Consider the following 16,586-nt stretch of genomic DNA (forward strand, 5'->3'; position numbering starts at 1 on the left):
ACGCAAAGTTACGGCACGGCGAGCGGTTCGCGCGACCCCCACTGGTCAAGATCCGTTACCGGGTCGCGCCAAGATCCGTCTCCGGCTCGCGCTGCGCGCCGGAGAGCGGCCATGATCCGACGGATGGCGTGTGGGGGGAGTCGTGGGAGGCGGGGTGCGGCCCGCTACGGAGGTCTCAGGCGGTCCGCAGGGGTGCCGCGTACTGGTTCTGTCGTCTCGGCACAGTAGGATTGACGCCAGAGACGAGGACAAGGTGTGGAGCGACGACGCGGGCCGTACCGGCCTGTGCCACCAGTCCGCACCGGGTCCGAGCCGATCGCGATCCGCGGGCATCCGCGGCGACCGGCGCTTTCGGCCGTATCCGCAGTTTAATCGTGGTGCCGGTCCGTGTGCGCTGAGGTCGCCGTGCCCGCCAAACCCGCGCCCGCCGTGCCCTGGTGCCCGGATGGTGCGAGAAAGTGGCCAAGGTGGCAGCGCAGGACAAGCAGGATTACGGTGCCGACTCGATCCAGGTGCTCGAAGGTCTGGAGGCCGTCCGCAAGCGGCCCGGTATGTACATCGGATCTACCGGCGAGCGCGGTCTGCACCACCTGGTCTGGGAGGTAGTCGACAACGCGGTCGACGAGGCACTGGCCGGATACTGCGACACCATCCTGGTGACGCTGCTCGCCGACGGTGGCGTGCGGGTGGTCGACAACGGCCGGGGCTTCCCCGTGGACATCCACCCGAAGCTGAAGAAGCCGGGTGTCGAGGTGGCGCTGACCGTGCTGCACGCGGGCGGCAAGTTCGACGGCAAGGCGTACGCGGTCTCCGGCGGCCTGCACGGCGTCGGCGTCTCGGTGGTGAACGCGCTTTCCGTGCGGATGGCCCTGGAGATCCACAAGGACGGTTTTGTCTGGCGGCAGCGCTACGACAACTCCAAGCCGACGCCGCTGGAGAAGGGTGAGGCGACCAACCTGAGCGGCTCCTCGGTGGCGTTCTGGCCGGACCCGACGGTCTTCGAGACGGTCGAGTTCACCTTCGAGACGATCTACCGCCGGCTCCAGGAGATGGCCTTCCTCAACCGGGGGCTCACCATCCAACTGCGCGACGAGCGGGTCCAGGAGGAGGACGGCAAGCCGCGCGAGGTGACCTTCTGCTACAAGGGCGGTATCGCCGACTTCGTCCGCCACCTGAACGCCTCGAAGAGCCCGATCCACAAGACCGTGGTCGAGTTCGGGGCCGAGGAAGAGGGCATGTCGGTCGAGATCGCCATGCAGTGGAACGAGTCCTACGGCGAGTCGGTCTACACCTTCGCCAACACGATCAACACCCACGAGGGCGGCACCCACGAGGAGGGCTTCCGGGCGGCGTTGACCGGTGTGGTCAACAAGTACGGCGCGGAGAAGAAACTCCTCAAGGGCGACGAGAAGCTCTCCGGCGAGGACATCCGGGAGGGGCTCGCCGCGATCATCTCGGTCAAGCTGGCGAACCCGCAGTTCGAGGGCCAGACCAAGACCAAGCTGGGCAACACCCCGGTGAAGAGCTTCGTGCTGCGGGTCTGCAACGAGTGGCTGGTGGACTGGTTCGACCGGAACCCGGCCGAGGCCAAGATGATCATCACCAAGGCGTCCCAGGCCGCTCGGGCCCGGATCGCCGCTGCCCAGGCGCGCAAGCTGGCCCGTCGTAAGTCGCTGCTCGAGTCCGGATCGATGCCGGGCAAGCTGGCCGACTGCCAGTCGACCGACCCGCGCGAGTCCGAGGTGTTCATCGTCGAGGGTGACTCCGCCGGTGGCTCCGCCAAGCAGGGGCGGGATCCGCGTACCCAGGCGATCCTGCCGATCCGCGGCAAGATCCTCAACGTGGAGAAGGCCCGGATCGACCGGGTGCTGAAGAACAACGAGGTCCAGGCGTTGATCACCGCGCTGGGCACCGGCATCCACGACGACTTCGACATCGAGAAGCTGCGGTACCACAAGATCGTGCTGATGGCCGACGCGGACGTCGACGGCCAGCACATCCAGACCCTGCTGCTGACCCTGCTGTTCCGCTTCATGCGGCCACTGGTGGAGCTGGGGCACGTCTACCTGGCCGCCCCGCCGCTGTACAAAATCAAGTGGAACAAGAAGGGCGACGACGCCCAGTACGCCTACTCCGACCGGGAGCGGGACGGACTGATCGCGCTGCGGCAGCAGAAGAAGGCCAACGCCAAGCCGGACGACATCCAGCGGTTCAAGGGTCTGGGCGAGATGAACTACCCGGAGCTGTGGGAGACCACGATGAACCCGGCAACGCGTACGCTGCGTCAGGTCACGCTCGACGACGCTGCAACCGCCGACGAACTCTTCAGCGTCCTCATGGGTGAGGACGTGGAGGCGCGCCGGTCGTTTATCCAGCGAAACGCGAAGGATGTCCGGTTCCTAGATATTTAAGGCGAATCCTGGACACCAAGGTCTTGCCGGCGGCGTGGGTTCCGGTTGACCGAGGGTGGACATGAGGGTGACCGGTGGGTGTACGAGTACTTGAATCCACATGGTTATCCACAGCTTCGACGGTTTCCACAGCCGTTATCCACAGGGAAAGCGGCCGATTAGTCTGATAAGGGTTGACAGTGACGGATACTCCCGAGTCCTTCGATAGCGAGCCGGAAGCGGCTGCCGCCGGCGGAGCGGTGGTCCAGCACGACCGCATCGAGCCGGTGGGGCTCGAGGTGGAGATGCAGCGGTCCTACCTCGACTACGCGATGAGCGTGATCGTCGGTCGTGCCCTGCCGGACGTACGGGACGGCCTCAAGCCCGTACACCGCAAGATCCTCTACGCGATGTTCGACTCCGGCTACCGGCCCGACCGGGGGTACGTCAAGTGCTCCCGGGTGGTCGGCGACGTGATGGGCCAGTTCCACCCGCACGGCGACTCGTCGATCTACGACGCGCTGGTCCGGATGGCGCAGACCTGGTCGCTGCGCTACCCGTTGGTCGACGGCAACGGCAACTTCGGCTCGCCGGGCAACGACCCCGCCGCCGCGATGCGGTACACCGAGTGCAAGCTCGACCCGCTGGCGATGGAGATGCTCCGGGACATCGACGAGGACACCGTCGACCTCCAGGACAACTACGACGGCCGGGCCAAGGAACCGACGATCCTGCCGTCCCGGATCCCGAACCTGCTCCTCAACGGCTCCGAGGGGATCGCGGTCGGCATGGCCACCAAGATCCCGCCGCACAACCTGCGCGAGATCGGCGCGGCGGTGCAGTGGTGCCTGGAGAACCCGGACGCCGACGAGGCGACCACCCTCGACGCGCTGATCGAGATCGTCAAGGGGCCGGACTTCCCGACCTACGGGTTGATCGTCGGTCACCAGCCGATCCAGGACGCCTACCGGACCGGCCGTGGTTCGATCCGGATGCGTGCCGTGGTCGAGGTGGAGGAGGACAAGCGGGGGCGTACCTCGCTCGTCGTCAGCGAGCTGCCCTACCAGGTCAACCCGGACAACCTGGCCGAGCGCATCGCCGAGCTGATCAAGGAGGGCAAGCTCGCCGGCATCGCCGACATCCGGGACGAGTCCTCCGGGCGTACGGGTATGCGGATCGTCCTGGTGCTCAAGCGCGACGCGGTCGCCAAGGTGGTGCTGAACAACCTCTACAAGCACACCCAGCTCCAGGAGACCTTCGGCGCCAACATGCTGGCGCTGGTCGACGGGGTGCCGCGCACGCTCAACCTGGCCCAGTTCATCCGTTACTACGTCGAGCACCAGATCGAGGTGATCCGCAGGCGGACCGCGTACCGGCTGCGTAAGGCCGAGGAGCGGGCGCACATCCTGCGTGGTCTGGTCCGGGCCCTCGACGCACTCGACGACGTGATCGCCCTGATCCGGCGCTCGCCCACGGTCGAAGAGGCGCGGCAGGGCCTGATCCAGCTCCTCGACATCGACGAGATCCAGGCGACCGCGATCCTGGACATGCAACTGCGGCGGCTCGCCGCACTGGAGCGCCAGAAAATCATCGACGAGTTGGCGAAGATCGAGCTCGAGATCGCCGACTACAAGGACATCCTGGCCAAGCCGGAGCGGCAGCGGAAGATCGTTTCCGAGGAGCTTGGCGAGATCGTGGCCAAGTGGGGCGACGAGCGGCGTACGAAGATCCTGCCGTTCGACGGCGAGGTCTCCATGGAAGACCTGATCGCGCGCGAGGACGTGGTGGTCACGATCACCCGTACCGGTTATGCCAAGCGGACCAAGGTCGACCTCTACCGCTCGCAGCGCCGGGGTGGCAAGGGCGTCAGCGGAGCCACGCTGCGCCAGGACGACATCGTCAGCCACTTCTTTGTCGGCTCGACGCACAACTGGATGCTCTTCTTCACCAACAAGGGTCGGGTTTACCGGGCGAAGGCGTACGAGCTGCCCGAGGCGAGCCGGACGGCAAAGGGTCAGCACGTCGCGAACCTGCTCGCCTTCCAGCCGGACGAGCAGATCGCCCAGGTGATCCAGATCCCGGACTACCAGGTCGCGCCGTACCTGGTGCTGGCGACGCAGAAGGGCCTGGTCAAGAAGACCAAGCTGGAGGAGTTCGACTCCAACCGTTCCGGCGGCATCATCGCGATCAACCTTCGCGACGAGGACGAGCTGGTCGGAGCGGCACTTGCCGGACCCGAGGACGATCTCCTGTTGGTGTCCAAAAAGGCGCAAGCGATCCGGTTCAACGCCACCGACGAGGCGCTGCGGCCGATGGGCCGGGCGACCACGGGCGTTATCGGGATGCGGTTCACCGACGACGACGTCCTGCTGGCCATGGAGGTGGTCCGCGAAGGGATGGATGTCCTGGTGGCGACGAACGGCGGGTACGCAAAACGTACGCCGATCGAGGAATATCCGGTCCAGGGCCGGGGAGGAAAGGGTGTGCTGACCGCGAAGATCACGGAACGCCGTGGTGGACTGGTCGGCGCAGTAGTGATCAGCCCGGACGACGAGCTGTTCGCGATCACCAGTAACGGCGGCGTCATCCGGACTCCGGTGAAGCCTGTACGCCGTACACGCGATCGGAACACAATGGGGGTCAAGCTGATGGACCTCCCGGATGGTGTGACGATCGTGGCCATTGCTCGCAATGCCGACGAGCCTGACGAACAGGACTAGTTGATGACGGAGACACAGGCGAAGTCGGGGAGTGCGGGGACCTCGGCCAACCCGGTCGACGAGGAGGCCGCCGCCGGCGGCGCACCAGCGACCGGTCGCGCGGCCGTCGGCCGGGCGGTGGTCCCCGCCGACGCGCCCTCGCCGAAGTTCACCCGGGCACCTGGAATGCCACCGCCGCCGGACCAGCCGAGCGGTGAGGCGAGCCGTCCGGCGGAGGTAAGTGGTGTGGCCGTGGGGAGTGCCGCCCCCACACCCTCGGCACCCGCATCCGGGCCGACCGCCGAGGCGGGTACGTCGGCCAGCGGCGGCCCGGCCCCCGAGCGACCCGGTGCGCAGAGCCGGCCGGGAACACCTGGTCCGGCCGGCCGGCCGCAGACGCCCGATCGTCCGGGTCAGCCCGCTCCCGGTCAGTCCATGCCGGGTCAGACTCTGCCCGGCATGTCGGTGCTTGGTCAGCCGGCGTCGGGAACGCCCAGCGCCGGGCCCGCCGGCCAGGAGGAGGGGCGGGCCACCGGATCCGCTCGTCCGACCACCGGAGCGGGTCGTGGCTTCGGTGCTGCCGCCGCGGTCGGTGCGGCCAGGGTGAGCGAGGCGGTAAGGTCCGCCCGTGGCGCGGTCGGCAGCGCCGCGTCGCGCGGGCCGCGTCGGGCCAGGCTGAACCTCAAGCGGATCGACCCCTGGTCCGTCATGAAGTTCTCGTTCGCGGTGTCTCTGGTGCTCTTTGTCGTTGTGATCGTCGCAACCTCGGTGCTCTACCTCGCGCTCGACGCCATGGGCGTCTTCGAGAGTGTGAACAGCAGCCTGGCCGACCTGATCAACGCCGGTGGCGGTCAGAGTGACAGCGCCTTCTCGATCACGGCCAAGGGCGTGATCCTGAGTTCGGCGTTGATCGGGCTGGTGAACGTGGTGCTCTTCACCGCGCTCGCCACGCTCGGGGCGTTCGTCTACAACGTCTGTGCCGACCTGGTCGGCGGGATCGAGTTGACGCTCGCCGAGCGGGACTGACAATGCGTGTGACGCCGGGGCTCCGCGGTTGTGCGGTGGCCCCGGCGTTCTGCATTCGCCCACCGGCGGCAACGACTGCCATGCCAGCCCGTACGTGAGGTGTTGCCGCAGGTCAGCGTGGGGGTTCGCCCCTGATTTGAGGCGCTGACCAAAGGTGCGGTAACCTTGCTCGTCGCACGGGGCTATAGCTCAGTCGGTTAGAGCGCAGAGCTGATAACTCTGAGGTCGCTGGTTCGATTCCAGCTAGCCCCACTTTCAGACCGTCCGACAGCAGTCGAACGTGAGGGACTGTCATGTTCAAGAAGCTTCTGATCATCGCCAGCGTTGTCGGCGTGGCGGCATTGATCGCCAAGAAGGTCAAGGACTCCAACGACGAGCGCGCGCTCTGGCACGAGGCCACCACCGCGCCCGACCTTCGATAGTTCCCGAAACCTGGATCGACCGACCCGGTGGCACCAGTCACCCGGGGCCGTAGCTCAACTGGCAGAGCACTGCCTTTGCAAGGCAGGGGTTAGGGGTTCGAGTCCCCTCGGCTCCACCGAATATCGCTTCGACCGGGGCCCCAACGGTCTCAGGGTCACTGGCACAGTTTCGACACAGGTCAGCCCTGATCTTGCGGATTTGAAGCCCGTGCCGCTGCCACGGTACGTCCCCGACGGCGACCGTCAACAACCTGATCGCCACCTGCATCCAAGCCAGGGCCGACGCGACCCGACACGGCCGGCAGAAGCTGCCGCTGGACCGATACGCGCCACTTCACCGACCGGGATGGTCACCTCGACCTGACGTACCAGGGTGGGGCCCACCGTGCCCACGGCGGGGATCAAGCCTGACGGCCCAGAGTCGGCACGGTGGGCCCCACCCACCCCCACATCAACGCATCCGAGAAACGATCCCGGTGTCATAGTTCCCCGAGACAAACTCCTCGTTCTCCAACAACTCAGCAAAGAACGGCAGGTTGCACTTGGGCCCGGCCACCTCGAACCCGGCAACCGCAGCCCGCGCCCGCGCAATGGCTTCCGCGCGATCAACGCCGTACACGATGAGCTTGGCCATGAGCGAGTCATAAAACGGGGTCACCGTCGTACCCATGGCGTAACCGGAGTCGACGCGGACCCCTTCGCCCGTGGGCTCCACCCACGTCTTGACCACCCCGGGACCGGGCAGGAACCGCTTCGGGTCCTCGGCGTTCACCCGCAACTCGATCGCGTGCCCGCTGGGCACCAGCGCATCGGGATCGAAGTTCGGCGCCAGCCCGGAAGCCGCCCGCAACTGCTCCTCGACCAGGTCAACCCCGTAGACCAACTCCGTAACCGGGTGCTCGACCTGGAGCCGGGTGTTCATCTCCAAGAAGAAGAACTCACCGCTACCCGGGTCCAGCAGGCACTCGACCGTACCGGCGTTGCGATATCCCACCGCCTCACCAGCCCGCACCGCCGCCGCGAGAAAACGCTGACGCAACTCGGGCGAGACGGCCGGGGACGGCGACTCTTCGACCAGCTTCTGGTTGCGCCGCTGGACCGAGCACTCCCGCTCACCCAACGCCACCACCCGACCGTCGGCCAGGCCGAGGATCTGCACCTCGACGTGACGTACCCGGGGGAAGTAACGCTCGATCAACACCGAACCGTCGCCGAACATCCGCTCGGCGAACGCGCGGACCTTGTCGTACTCGGTGCGCAGTGAGTCGGCGTCGGTCGCCACCGCCATGCCCATGCCCCCGCCACCGGCCGCGGCCTTGACCATCACCGGGAAGCCGATCGACTCCGCCGCCGCCAGCGCCGCGTCGACGTCGGCGGCCGGGTCGGTGGTGCCGGGTGCCACCGGCACCCCGGCGGCGGCCATCAGGTTCCGGGCGTTGATCTTGTCGCCCATCGCGCTGATCGCGTCCGGGCCCGGTCCGACCCAGATCAGGCCGTTGGCCTCGACGGTACGGGCGAAGTCGGCGTTCTCCGACAGGAAGCCGTAGCCGGGGTGGATCGCCTCGACCCCGGTCGACTTGGCCGCGGCGAGGATCGCCTCGGCGTTGCGGTAACTCTGGGCCGGGTTCGCCGGTCCCACGCAGACCGCCTCGTCGGCCTCCCGAACGAACGGCAGGTCGACGTCCGCCTCGGAGTAGACCGCCACCGTACGTATGCCGAGTCGCCGGGCGGTGCGGATGACGCGCCGGGCGATCTCACCTCGATTCGCGACCAGCAGCGACTGGATCATGTCTTCTCCTCGGGGTCTCCGGGTCTCCTGACCGTGCAAGGACACCACGAGCACCCCCGGATCACCCAGTCCGGGTCTCGATGGACCCCCTCAGGAGACCGGACCGAGCAGGGCCGCGAGGGTCGCCGCCCGGAGCAGCGCGGCCCGGCGGCGCCGGTCGACCTCGCCACCCAGGAACGGGGTGGAGTTCATCAGGCCGAAGGCGGCGTGCGCCAGCACCCGTGCCTCCCCGGCGTCCAGCCCGGGGCGCAGCACGGTCAGCACCGACACCCACTCCTCGACGTAGAGCCGCTGCAACCGGCGGATCTGCCGGCGGGGCTCGTCCGGCAGCCGGTCCAGCTCGTGCAGGTGCAGCGCGATCACCGCCGGGTGGGCGAGCGCGAAGTCGACGTGGAAGTCGATCAACGACTCCAGGATCGCCTGCGGCTGCCCGGTGTGTTCGGCCACCCGCTGCCGGCCACCGTCGAGCAGACCCTGGCTGACCGGGGTCAGGGCGGCGGCGAGCATCGCCTCCTTGCCGGCGAAGTGGTGGTAGAGCGCGGGCCCGGTGACGCCGGCGGCGGATCCGATGTCGTCCATGGAAACGCCGTGATAGCCACGGGCGGCAAAGAGCCCGACCGCGATCTCCAGAATTTCGTCCCGGCGCGACCGGCGCCGTGGGCTCGCCGGAGTCGCGCCCGGCGTCGCCCCTGTCACCTGCTGTTCCAGCGTCACAAGGCCAGCCTAGTCAGTTGTCAAACGGCAGCGGACAACAGCTTCGCCCGCCCACCGGCGTCCCACCAGATGGACGAACAATTCCACGTACGGTAAGGGTCCGCTCGCTCAGCCATCGGCGTCCAGGTCGTGCTCCTGACGCAGCGCCTCGGCCTCCTCGGTACGCCCGAGCCGCCCCAGCGCCTCGGCCAGCAGCCAGGCGGCTCGGCGTACCACCCCGGAGCCGGTCGGCAGGGCGGCGAGGGTGGTCCGCAGCAGGCGCTCCGCCTCGGGCAACCGGTCCAGTCGCAGCAACACCTCACCGGTCAGCAACTCGACCTGCAACGCCTCCCCGAACGCCTCGATCGACCGCAGCCGAGCCGGCACGTCCTCGATCCGGCGCAGCGCCTCCTCCGGCCGCTCGGCGGCGACCAGGGCACGGGCGGCACTGTCGGCCAACATCGACGACTCCCAGATCGCCGCCGGCTGCTCCGCGGCCTCCGCCGGCAGTCCGGCCAGCACCACCTCGGCCCGCGCGACCGCCGCCAGGGCGCCCTCGGGCTCGCCCGCCCAGTGCCGGGCGTCCGCCTCCCGCCGCCGCCCCCGGGACTCGTCCAGTGGCAGCCCGGCCAGCCCGAACGCGGTTGCCGCCGAGGCGAACCGCTGCGCCGCCAGCGCGTCCCGGTCCTGCGCGTACAGCAGGTCGCCGGCCTCCTCCAGCACCTGGGCGCGGGCCGCCAGGTTGTCCGGCCCGTCCAGGTTCTCCGCCAACTGGTCCAGCAGGGTCAGCGCGAGTTGGTCCTCGTCCAGCTCGCGGTAGACCTCGGCGAGCAGGTGCCGGCACCGGTCCGCGTCCCCCTGGTGGCCGAGCCGGTCCAGCTCGCGTACGGCCTCCTCGGCCACCTCGGCCGCGTCGAGCATCCGCCCGGCGAGCCGGTACGCGTTCGCCAGCTCGAACCGGAGGAACGCCGACCCGTCCACGATGCCCTGCTCGGCACAGATGCCGACCGCCTCGACGAAGTCCTCGACCGCGTCCTCCGGGCGGTGCAACGCCAGCGACGCGCGGGCCCGACCGATCCGGGCGTGCAGCACCCCGTCCCCGGTCGCGACCGACAGGGCCTCGTCCAGCGCGTCGCGTACCTCGGCCGGGTCGTCCAGGGTCTGCGCGTGGCAGATACACGCCGCCGCCAGCCGCTCGGCCGATCCGAGCGCCCGGTAGCGGTCGCGAGCCAGGGCCGCCAGCTCCCGTGCCTCCGGCTGCCGCTCCAGGGCCTGGAGGCAGATGGCCCGACGCAGCTTGATCCGCGCGTCCAGGTACGGGTCGTCCACCTTGGCCGCAGCCTCGGCCGCCAGCTCGACCGCGGCCAGCGCCTCGGTCCAGCGCTGCAACCCGGCCAACGCCATGGCGGACCGGTCGTGCATCGCCGCCGTGTCGGCCCGGTCACCATGTTCGGCCAGGTACGCCACCGCCGCCTCGACCAACGGAAGCCCCTCGGTCTCCCGCTCGGTCTGGCAGAGCAGTACGCCGAGCCGGCCGGTGACCACCCACTCCCGCCGTCGGTCGGGGATCTCCCGGTAGAGGTCGACGGCCCGGCGGACCAGTTCGACCGCGCCCGGCCGGTCCTCGTCCAGCACCCGCCGTACGGCCTGGAACTCGACCCAGCGCGCCTCGTCCATCGGGTCCAACCCGGCATCACCGAAGCGTTCCTCGAACACCCCCAGGACCGCCCGCAGGTGCTCGTACCGCTCGGTGTTCCAGTGCTGCTCCGCGAGGTCGAGCAGGTCCGTACCGGTCGCCTCGGTCGGCACCTCGACCACGACCGGCGCGGCGACCGTGGGAGTCCGGCCCGGGTCGGCGGCGTCCGAGCCGGCCCCACCGACCGGCTCGGCACCGGTCGGCCGGCTCCGGTCGCTGCGGCGGCGGGCGGTCGCCGACAACGGCAGGTGTTCGCCGATCGGCTCGGCCACCAGCCGCCGGGCGACCCAGGTGGACTGGGCGCTGGTGCCGTTGCGGTCGTCGAACCGCTCGGCGAGGCCGGTGGCGAGCCGGGCCAGATCCTCGGCGAGTACGCCGACCGGCAGGTCGGCCGCCGCCCGGTCACCGTGCCCGCGCCGGTGCACGACCAGCCCAGCGTGGCCGGCGCGGTCCAGCCGGCGCAGGACCAGCGCCGAGGCGGCGGCGAAGGACATCGCGTCGGCCGGCGACGGCGCCCGGTCCAACCAGTCCAGGTGCCGTTCGACGATTTCCAGGCCCCGGGACTCGTTCCCGGTCAGCGCGCAGAACTCGACGTGCTCGCCGATGCTGCCGAGGTCGGCTAGATTGCCGCGCAGCCGTCGGTACGCCTGCCGGTGCGCGTCCCGCGCCTGTTCGCGCCGCCCGGACCGGAGGTAGGGCACGAGCAGGCTGGTCAGGATCCCCTGCGGTTGCTCGTTGCAGGTGAGCTGCCCGGCGAGTACGGGTTCGGCGAGCGCCACCGCCTCCTCGATCTGTCCGGTGCCGACGAGGTGCCGGACCCGGCCCGACGGGTCGCAGCCGGCGCAGTCGGAGAGGTCGTCCCGGGGTGCGGTGACCCACTTCCGGTACCACTCCTCGCTCTCCTGTTCGGCTCCCCGGTGCCGGGCCACCAGGTGCCGGTACTTGTACACCGCCTGGAGGCTGTGCCCGCCCTCGCGGTAGCGGCGCTCCATGTCGTCGAGGACCGCGTACGTCCGTTCCAGCGGCACCTCGGGGAAGTCGAGCAACGCGTTGACCATGTGCTTGAAGTGCCAGAGCAGGGTCCGCACGAAGTGCTCGTGGTACGGCTGGGGGTTGCGGTCGTAGTCGGCCAGGCACCACGAGAAGGTGACAAACGACTTCGCCGGCTCACCGCCGTAGGTGTAGGCGCTGGTGGCGAGCATCCGTACGCCGAAGGCCAGCTCCTGGTCGTCCTTGGCGTCGACCTGCCGGATCAGTTGCTCGACCGCGGCGATCTGCCCGGCGCCGAACGGCATCTGGGCCACCTGCTGGTACGCCGCCCGGAGGTCGTCGTTTCCGCCGCTCACGGTCTTCACTCCTGTCCCGGGACGGCCCGGCCGAGCAGGCCGAGGAACGAGTTGTTGAGCAGGGCCGCGTCGGCCGGGCGGATCGGGTGGTAACCGAGCAGCAGCGCCTGCCCGTACAGCGCCTCGACGGCGAGCCCGACCAGCTCCGGGTCGCCGATCGTGGTGATCCGGCGGACCAGCGGGTTGCGGTGGTTGAGCACCAGTTGTGGCCGCTCCGGCGGTCCGGAGGAGGCGATCGCGTCGAGCACCCCGGCCCACAGCTCGTCGGCCCGCTGCCGGGTCGACTCGAGCTGGTCGTGCCAGGCCGCCGTCCGGCTGACCAGGTAGAGCGCCGGCAACGACACCGGGTCGTACGCGCGCAGCGCCACCTCGCAGCCGAGCCGGTCCAGTGACCGTTGGGCGGCGAGCAGGAACGGGCGCAACGCCAGCTCGACGCCCGGGTCGAGGGTGTCGAACCGGGTGGTGAGGTCGGTCGGCTCCAGCCGCTCGATCAACACGCTCCGGTCCAGCCCCGGCAACCGCTCGATGATCTCGGTGTCGTACGTGTAGCCGCCGTTGACCACGGCCAGGTCCTGTGCCGCGGCCACCGCGGCGAGCTGCCGGAACTCGTCGGTGGTCGCGGCGTAGCGGATCAGGCCGTGCCGGGACCGGAACTCGGCGAGCGTCATCCTTCCGGCGTTGGTCTCCATCGGCCACCACTGCTCGACCAGGCGCAGCATCTCGTCGTCGTGCAGCGCCAGCGCCTTCACGCCGAGGTGGTGCACCTGGAGGAACTCGCCGAGCCGGCGCGGGTCACCGCTGGCGAGGCGCACCAGCCAGCCACGCAGTTGGTCGCCGAGCGCCTCCCGGGTCGCTTCCAGCAGGCTGTCCTCGTAGAGCGCCTCGCGGCTCGCGGTGGGGCGCAGCTCACCGGCGTCGACCACGCAACGGGCGAAGAACGCCCACTCCGGCAGCAGCCCCTCCGCGCCCTCGGTGAGCAGCATCCGCTTCAGGTAGACCCGGTGGCCGACCCGGGCGGCCGGGTTCGCGGGACTGGGCAGCACAAAGGCGGCCCCGGTCAGTCCGGCCTCCGGTACGGAGAGCGGGATGACGTCGAACGGGGTGAAGCCGAGCGTCTCGCGCGCGTACCGGATCAGGTTCTCTCGGCGGGTGGCCGGTGAGGTGTCGGCGGCGGGCGACCACGGCGGCGGCCCGGTGGTGGTCTCCAGCTCGCCGACCCGGACCGTGATCGGCAGCAGCGAGCCGAAGAGCCGGGCCAGCTCGGTCACCGTCGGTACGGTGAACCACTGCTCGGCGCCGGGGCGCGGGACCAGCGTGACCGTGGTGCCCGGCTCGTCCCGACCGCTCCCCGGCGCGGCCAGCTCGACGCCGTAGCGGCCGTCGGTGTGGCCGGTCCAGAGCACGGTCTGCTGGTCGGCGTGCCGGGTGGCGACCCGGATCTCGTCCGCGACCAGGAAGCAGGAGAGCAGGCCGATGCCGAACTGGCCCAGGAACTCGTGCCGGGCGAAGCCCAACTCGTCCCGTTTGGAGCTGCGGCCGATGGTGGCGAGCAGTTCGTGCACCTGTGCCTCGGTGAGACCGATCCCGGTGTCGTGGATCCGGAGCGTGCCGTCACCGGTCAGCTCCGGCGGCTCGATCCAGACCACCGCCGGTGCTCCCGGGTCCGCCACCCGCCGGGCGGTGATCGCGTCCGCCGCGTTTTGCAGCAGCTCCCGGAGGTAGACCCGGGGGCTCGCGTACAGGTGGTGGCTGAGCAGGTCGACGATGCCCCGAAGGTCTACCTGAAAGGTGCGGTCCACGCGTTGTTACTCCCCAGTCCCGGTGCAGGCGCCCCACCGTACCGGTGATCACCGACACTCCGCCGCCCCTTAACCGGGCCGGGATTGACCCTCGACCTGGTCGAGCCCACAGGGTCACACCGGCAGGCAACGTCCGTGGAGTGAGGGAGCGCGATGACCGGATACCGGACCTCCCTTGTGGACGAGAACCCGGACGTACGGCAACCGCTCGGCGCCGCGTACGGCCGGCTCTGGGCGGCGGCGGTGACGTCGCGGTTCGGGGACGCGGTGCGTACCCCGGCGCTGGCCCTGCTCGCGGCGTCGCTGACCCGCGATCCCCGGCTGATCGCGGCGGTGGTCGTCGCCGGGCAGCTCCCTCCGCTGCTGTTCGGCCTGCTGGCCGGTGTGTACGCCGACCGCTGGGACCGCCGCCGGACCATGGCCATCGTGGACGCGGCCCGATCCGTGCTGGTCGGCGCGCTGGCGGTGCTGGTGCTGACCGGCAGTGTCGGCATCGGCGCGCTGGCCGTCGTCGCGTTCCTCCTGGCCGGGCTGGGCGCCCTCTTCGACGCCGCCGCCTTCGCGGTGCTGCCGTCGGTGGTGCCCGCCGAGCGGTTGCCGGCGGCGAACGGCCGGCTGGCCGCCGGTACGGCGGTGGCCGGCGGATTTGTCGGCGCCCCGGTCGCCGGTCTGCTCTTCGCCCTCGGCGCCGCGCTGCCGTTCGCGGTCGACGCCGCCTCGTTCGCGGTGGCCGCGCTGCTCGCGCTGACCCTGCCGGCGCACGGGGTCACCGATCCCGCCGCCGCATCTCGGCGGTCGGTGTGGCGGGAGGCGGGTGACGGGCTCCGCTGGATCCGGCGCGAGCCGACCCTGCTCCGGATCACCGCGCTCAGCGCCGCCAGCAACCTCGCGATCAGCGGACTGATCGCGGTGATGGTGCTCTACGCGCTGGAGGTGCTGCGGGTGCCCGAGGCCGGTTACGGGGCGTTCATGGCGACGGCGGTGCTCGGTGGGCTGGCCGGTGGGCTCGGTGCCGGCAGGCTCGCCGCCCGGGTTGGCCTCCGTACCGGGCTGCGCTGGGTGCTGACGGCGCAAACCCTGGCGTTGGTGGTGCTGGCGTTCTCCCGGCACCCGGTGCCGGGCGCGATCGCCCTCGCCGTCTTCTCCGCCGGCTCGACCACCTGGAACGCGCTCTGGTCCGGGTACGGCCAGCGTCACGTTCCGGCCGGACTGCTCGGCCGGGTCGGCAGCGCCCAGCGGGTGGCGGGACTCGTCGCCGCCCCGGTCGGCGCCGTGCTCGCCGGCTTCACCGCGAACGCGTACGGGCTGCCGCCGGTGGCGTACGCGGCGGCGGCCGTCTTCGCCGTGCTGACCGTCGTCGCCTGGCGGGTTCTCGGCACCGGGGCGGCCTCTGTTCCGGCTGGCACCCCTGTCCCGGCTGGGGTCCTCCCGACCCCGGATCGGGCAGGTGGCGGGCGTGTTCCAGGGCCCTGACCAGCTCACCATTATGGACATGAATCCAATCAGACGGACCGGCCTGGCGCTGGTGACGGCGGTGGCCGTGACCGTGGCCTCGGTGCCGGTGTCAGCGCACGCCGGTGAGCCGACCGGACGCGGAACGGTGGTGTCGGACAGCTACGTGCTGGGGCTCGACGCCGACGAGATCGACGACTACCTCACCCCGGTCGGTGTCTACGTGCCCGAGGCCAGACACGGGGTGGACGCGTACCAGGTTGTCTACCGGACGGTCGACGTACGGGGACGGTCGACCACGGCGAGCACGCTCGTCGTACTGCCCCGGACCACCCAGCGGAAGCTGCGGCCCGCCGTCTGGCTGCACGGTACGCAGTCGTACCGGCGGGGCGCGCCGTCGGTGAGCGAGTGCTGCGACCGGGCGGCGGGGGTGCTGTTCGCCTCGCTCGGCTACGCGGCCACCGCGCCCGACTACCTCGGACTCGGCGAGGGGCCGGGCACCCACCCGTACTTCCACTCCGGCACCATGGTGAGCGCGTCCGTCGACGCCCTGCGCGCCACCCGCGAGTTCGCCGCCGAACAGGGGCGCACGGTCGGCGGACCGGTTTCCGTATCGGGCTTCTCGCAGGGCGCAAACGGCGCGTTCCTGCTGGCCAGGGCCTTGCAACGAGGTGCCGACCGACACTTCCCGCTCGGCGCGCTGGCCCCGATCAGCGGCGCGTACGAACTCTTCGACACCGAGTGGCCGGCAGCGCTCGACGGTGACGTGGATCCGGTGGCGGCCACCTACTACCTCGCCTACCTCACCGTGGCGTGGAACCGGATCTACCACCTCTACGACAACGAGTCCGAGGTCTTCCTGGACCCGTACGCCGGTCACGTCGCCGCCCTCTTCGACGGCGAGCACACGATCGAGGAGTCGATGGACGGACTGCCAACCAGGCCGGTGGAGTTGCTCCAGCCGGCGTACGCCGATCTGCTGCGGAACCCGACCGGCGCACTCGGCCGGGCGGCCCGGGCCAACGACGACGCCTGCCTGCGGTGGCATCCGACGGTGCCGGTCCGGATGTACGCCGCACACGGCGACCCGGAGGCGGTCTATGCCAACAGCCTGCGCTGCCGGGAGTCGCTGCGCGGAGCCGACGTGACGCTCACCGACGTCGGCAACGTCGACCACATCACCTCGCTGGTCCGATCCGTGCCACAGGTCGCGACCTGGTTCGCCACGCTCGTCTGACCGTTGCTGCCAGCCTGTTCGACCGAGGCTCGCTCCC

At 70.1% G+C, this 16,586-nt stretch carries 10 protein-coding genes and 2 tRNA genes; 8 read left to right on the plus strand and 4 right to left on the minus strand.

What is annotated here, in order from left to right; genetic code table 11:
* Window positions 1-467: 467 nt before the first annotated feature.
* The 6 genes from gyrB (at window position 468) to ACI2K4_RS19750 (ending at window position 6,653) form a co-directional block, all read left to right on the plus strand.
* The gene (gene gyrB / locus ACI2K4_RS19725; protein ID WP_404513405.1) at window positions 468-2,411 is read left to right on the plus strand and encodes a DNA topoisomerase (ATP-hydrolyzing) subunit B; all 1,944 of its coding nucleotides are present in this window, start codon (window positions 468-470) and stop codon (window positions 2,409-2,411) included.
* A 179-nt stretch (window positions 2,412-2,590) separates the two neighbouring features.
* Window positions 2,591-5,110, plus strand: coding sequence for a DNA gyrase subunit A (gene gyrA, locus ACI2K4_RS19730; protein ID WP_404513148.1), 2,520 nt, complete (start codon window positions 2,591-2,593; stop codon window positions 5,108-5,110).
* Window positions 5,111-5,113: 3 nt separating this feature from the next.
* Window positions 5,114-6,115 (plus strand): DUF3566 domain-containing protein, encoded by a 1,002-nt coding sequence (locus ACI2K4_RS19735; RefSeq protein WP_404513149.1) that lies wholly within the window; start codon window positions 5,114-5,116, stop codon window positions 6,113-6,115.
* Window positions 6,116-6,293: 178 nt separating this feature from the next.
* Window positions 6,294-6,367: transfer RNA gene (locus ACI2K4_RS19740), tRNA-Ile, on the plus strand.
* Between the two features lie 41 nt (window positions 6,368-6,408).
* Window positions 6,409-6,537: a DLW-39 family protein gene (locus ACI2K4_RS19745; protein WP_404513150.1), complete on the plus strand. Its 129-nt coding sequence runs from the start codon at window positions 6,409-6,411 to the stop codon at window positions 6,535-6,537.
* A gap of 43 nt (window positions 6,538-6,580) precedes the next feature.
* A tRNA-Ala gene (locus ACI2K4_RS19750) sits at window positions 6,581-6,653 on the plus strand.
* A 335-nt stretch (window positions 6,654-6,988) separates the two neighbouring features.
* Here ACI2K4_RS19750 and ACI2K4_RS19755 read toward each other — a convergent pair.
* From ACI2K4_RS19755 to ACI2K4_RS19770, 4 genes are all read right to left on the minus strand, one after another.
* Window positions 6,989-8,326: an acetyl/propionyl/methylcrotonyl-CoA carboxylase subunit alpha gene (locus ACI2K4_RS19755; RefSeq protein ID WP_404513151.1), complete on the minus strand. Its 1,338-nt coding sequence runs from the start codon at window positions 8,324-8,326 to the stop codon at window positions 6,989-6,991.
* Window positions 8,327-8,416: 90 nt separating this feature from the next.
* The gene (locus tag ACI2K4_RS19760) at window positions 8,417-9,040 is read right to left on the minus strand and encodes a TetR/AcrR family transcriptional regulator (protein WP_404513152.1); all 624 of its coding nucleotides are present in this window, start codon (window positions 9,038-9,040) and stop codon (window positions 8,417-8,419) included.
* Window positions 9,041-9,148: 108 nt separating this feature from the next.
* Window positions 9,149-12,061 carry a hypothetical protein gene (locus tag ACI2K4_RS19765; RefSeq protein WP_404513153.1) on the minus strand — a complete coding sequence of 971 codons (2,913 nt, stop codon included), beginning with the start codon at window positions 12,059-12,061 and terminating at the stop codon, window positions 9,149-9,151.
* A gap of 5 nt (window positions 12,062-12,066) precedes the next feature.
* A complete protein-coding gene (locus ACI2K4_RS19770; protein WP_404513154.1) occupies window positions 12,067-13,860 on the minus strand; it encodes an HSP90 family protein in 1,794 nt (597 codons plus the stop codon).
* A gap of 153 nt (window positions 13,861-14,013) precedes the next feature.
* Between ACI2K4_RS19770 and ACI2K4_RS19775 the strand changes: the two genes are divergently transcribed.
* Window positions 14,014-15,333 (plus strand): MFS transporter, encoded by a 1,320-nt coding sequence (locus ACI2K4_RS19775; protein WP_404513155.1) that lies wholly within the window; start codon window positions 14,014-14,016, stop codon window positions 15,331-15,333.
* 19 nt (window positions 15,334-15,352) lie between these two features.
* Window positions 15,353-16,549, plus strand: a complete 1,197-nt coding sequence (locus ACI2K4_RS19780; protein ID WP_404513156.1) for a lipase — start codon at window positions 15,353-15,355, stop codon at window positions 16,547-16,549.
* The last annotated feature ends 37 nt before the right edge of the window (window positions 16,550-16,586 follow it).

This window comes from Micromonospora sp. NPDC050397 (assembly GCF_044901685.1).
Classification (GTDB): domain Bacteria; phylum Actinomycetota; class Actinomycetes; order Mycobacteriales; family Micromonosporaceae; genus Micromonospora_G.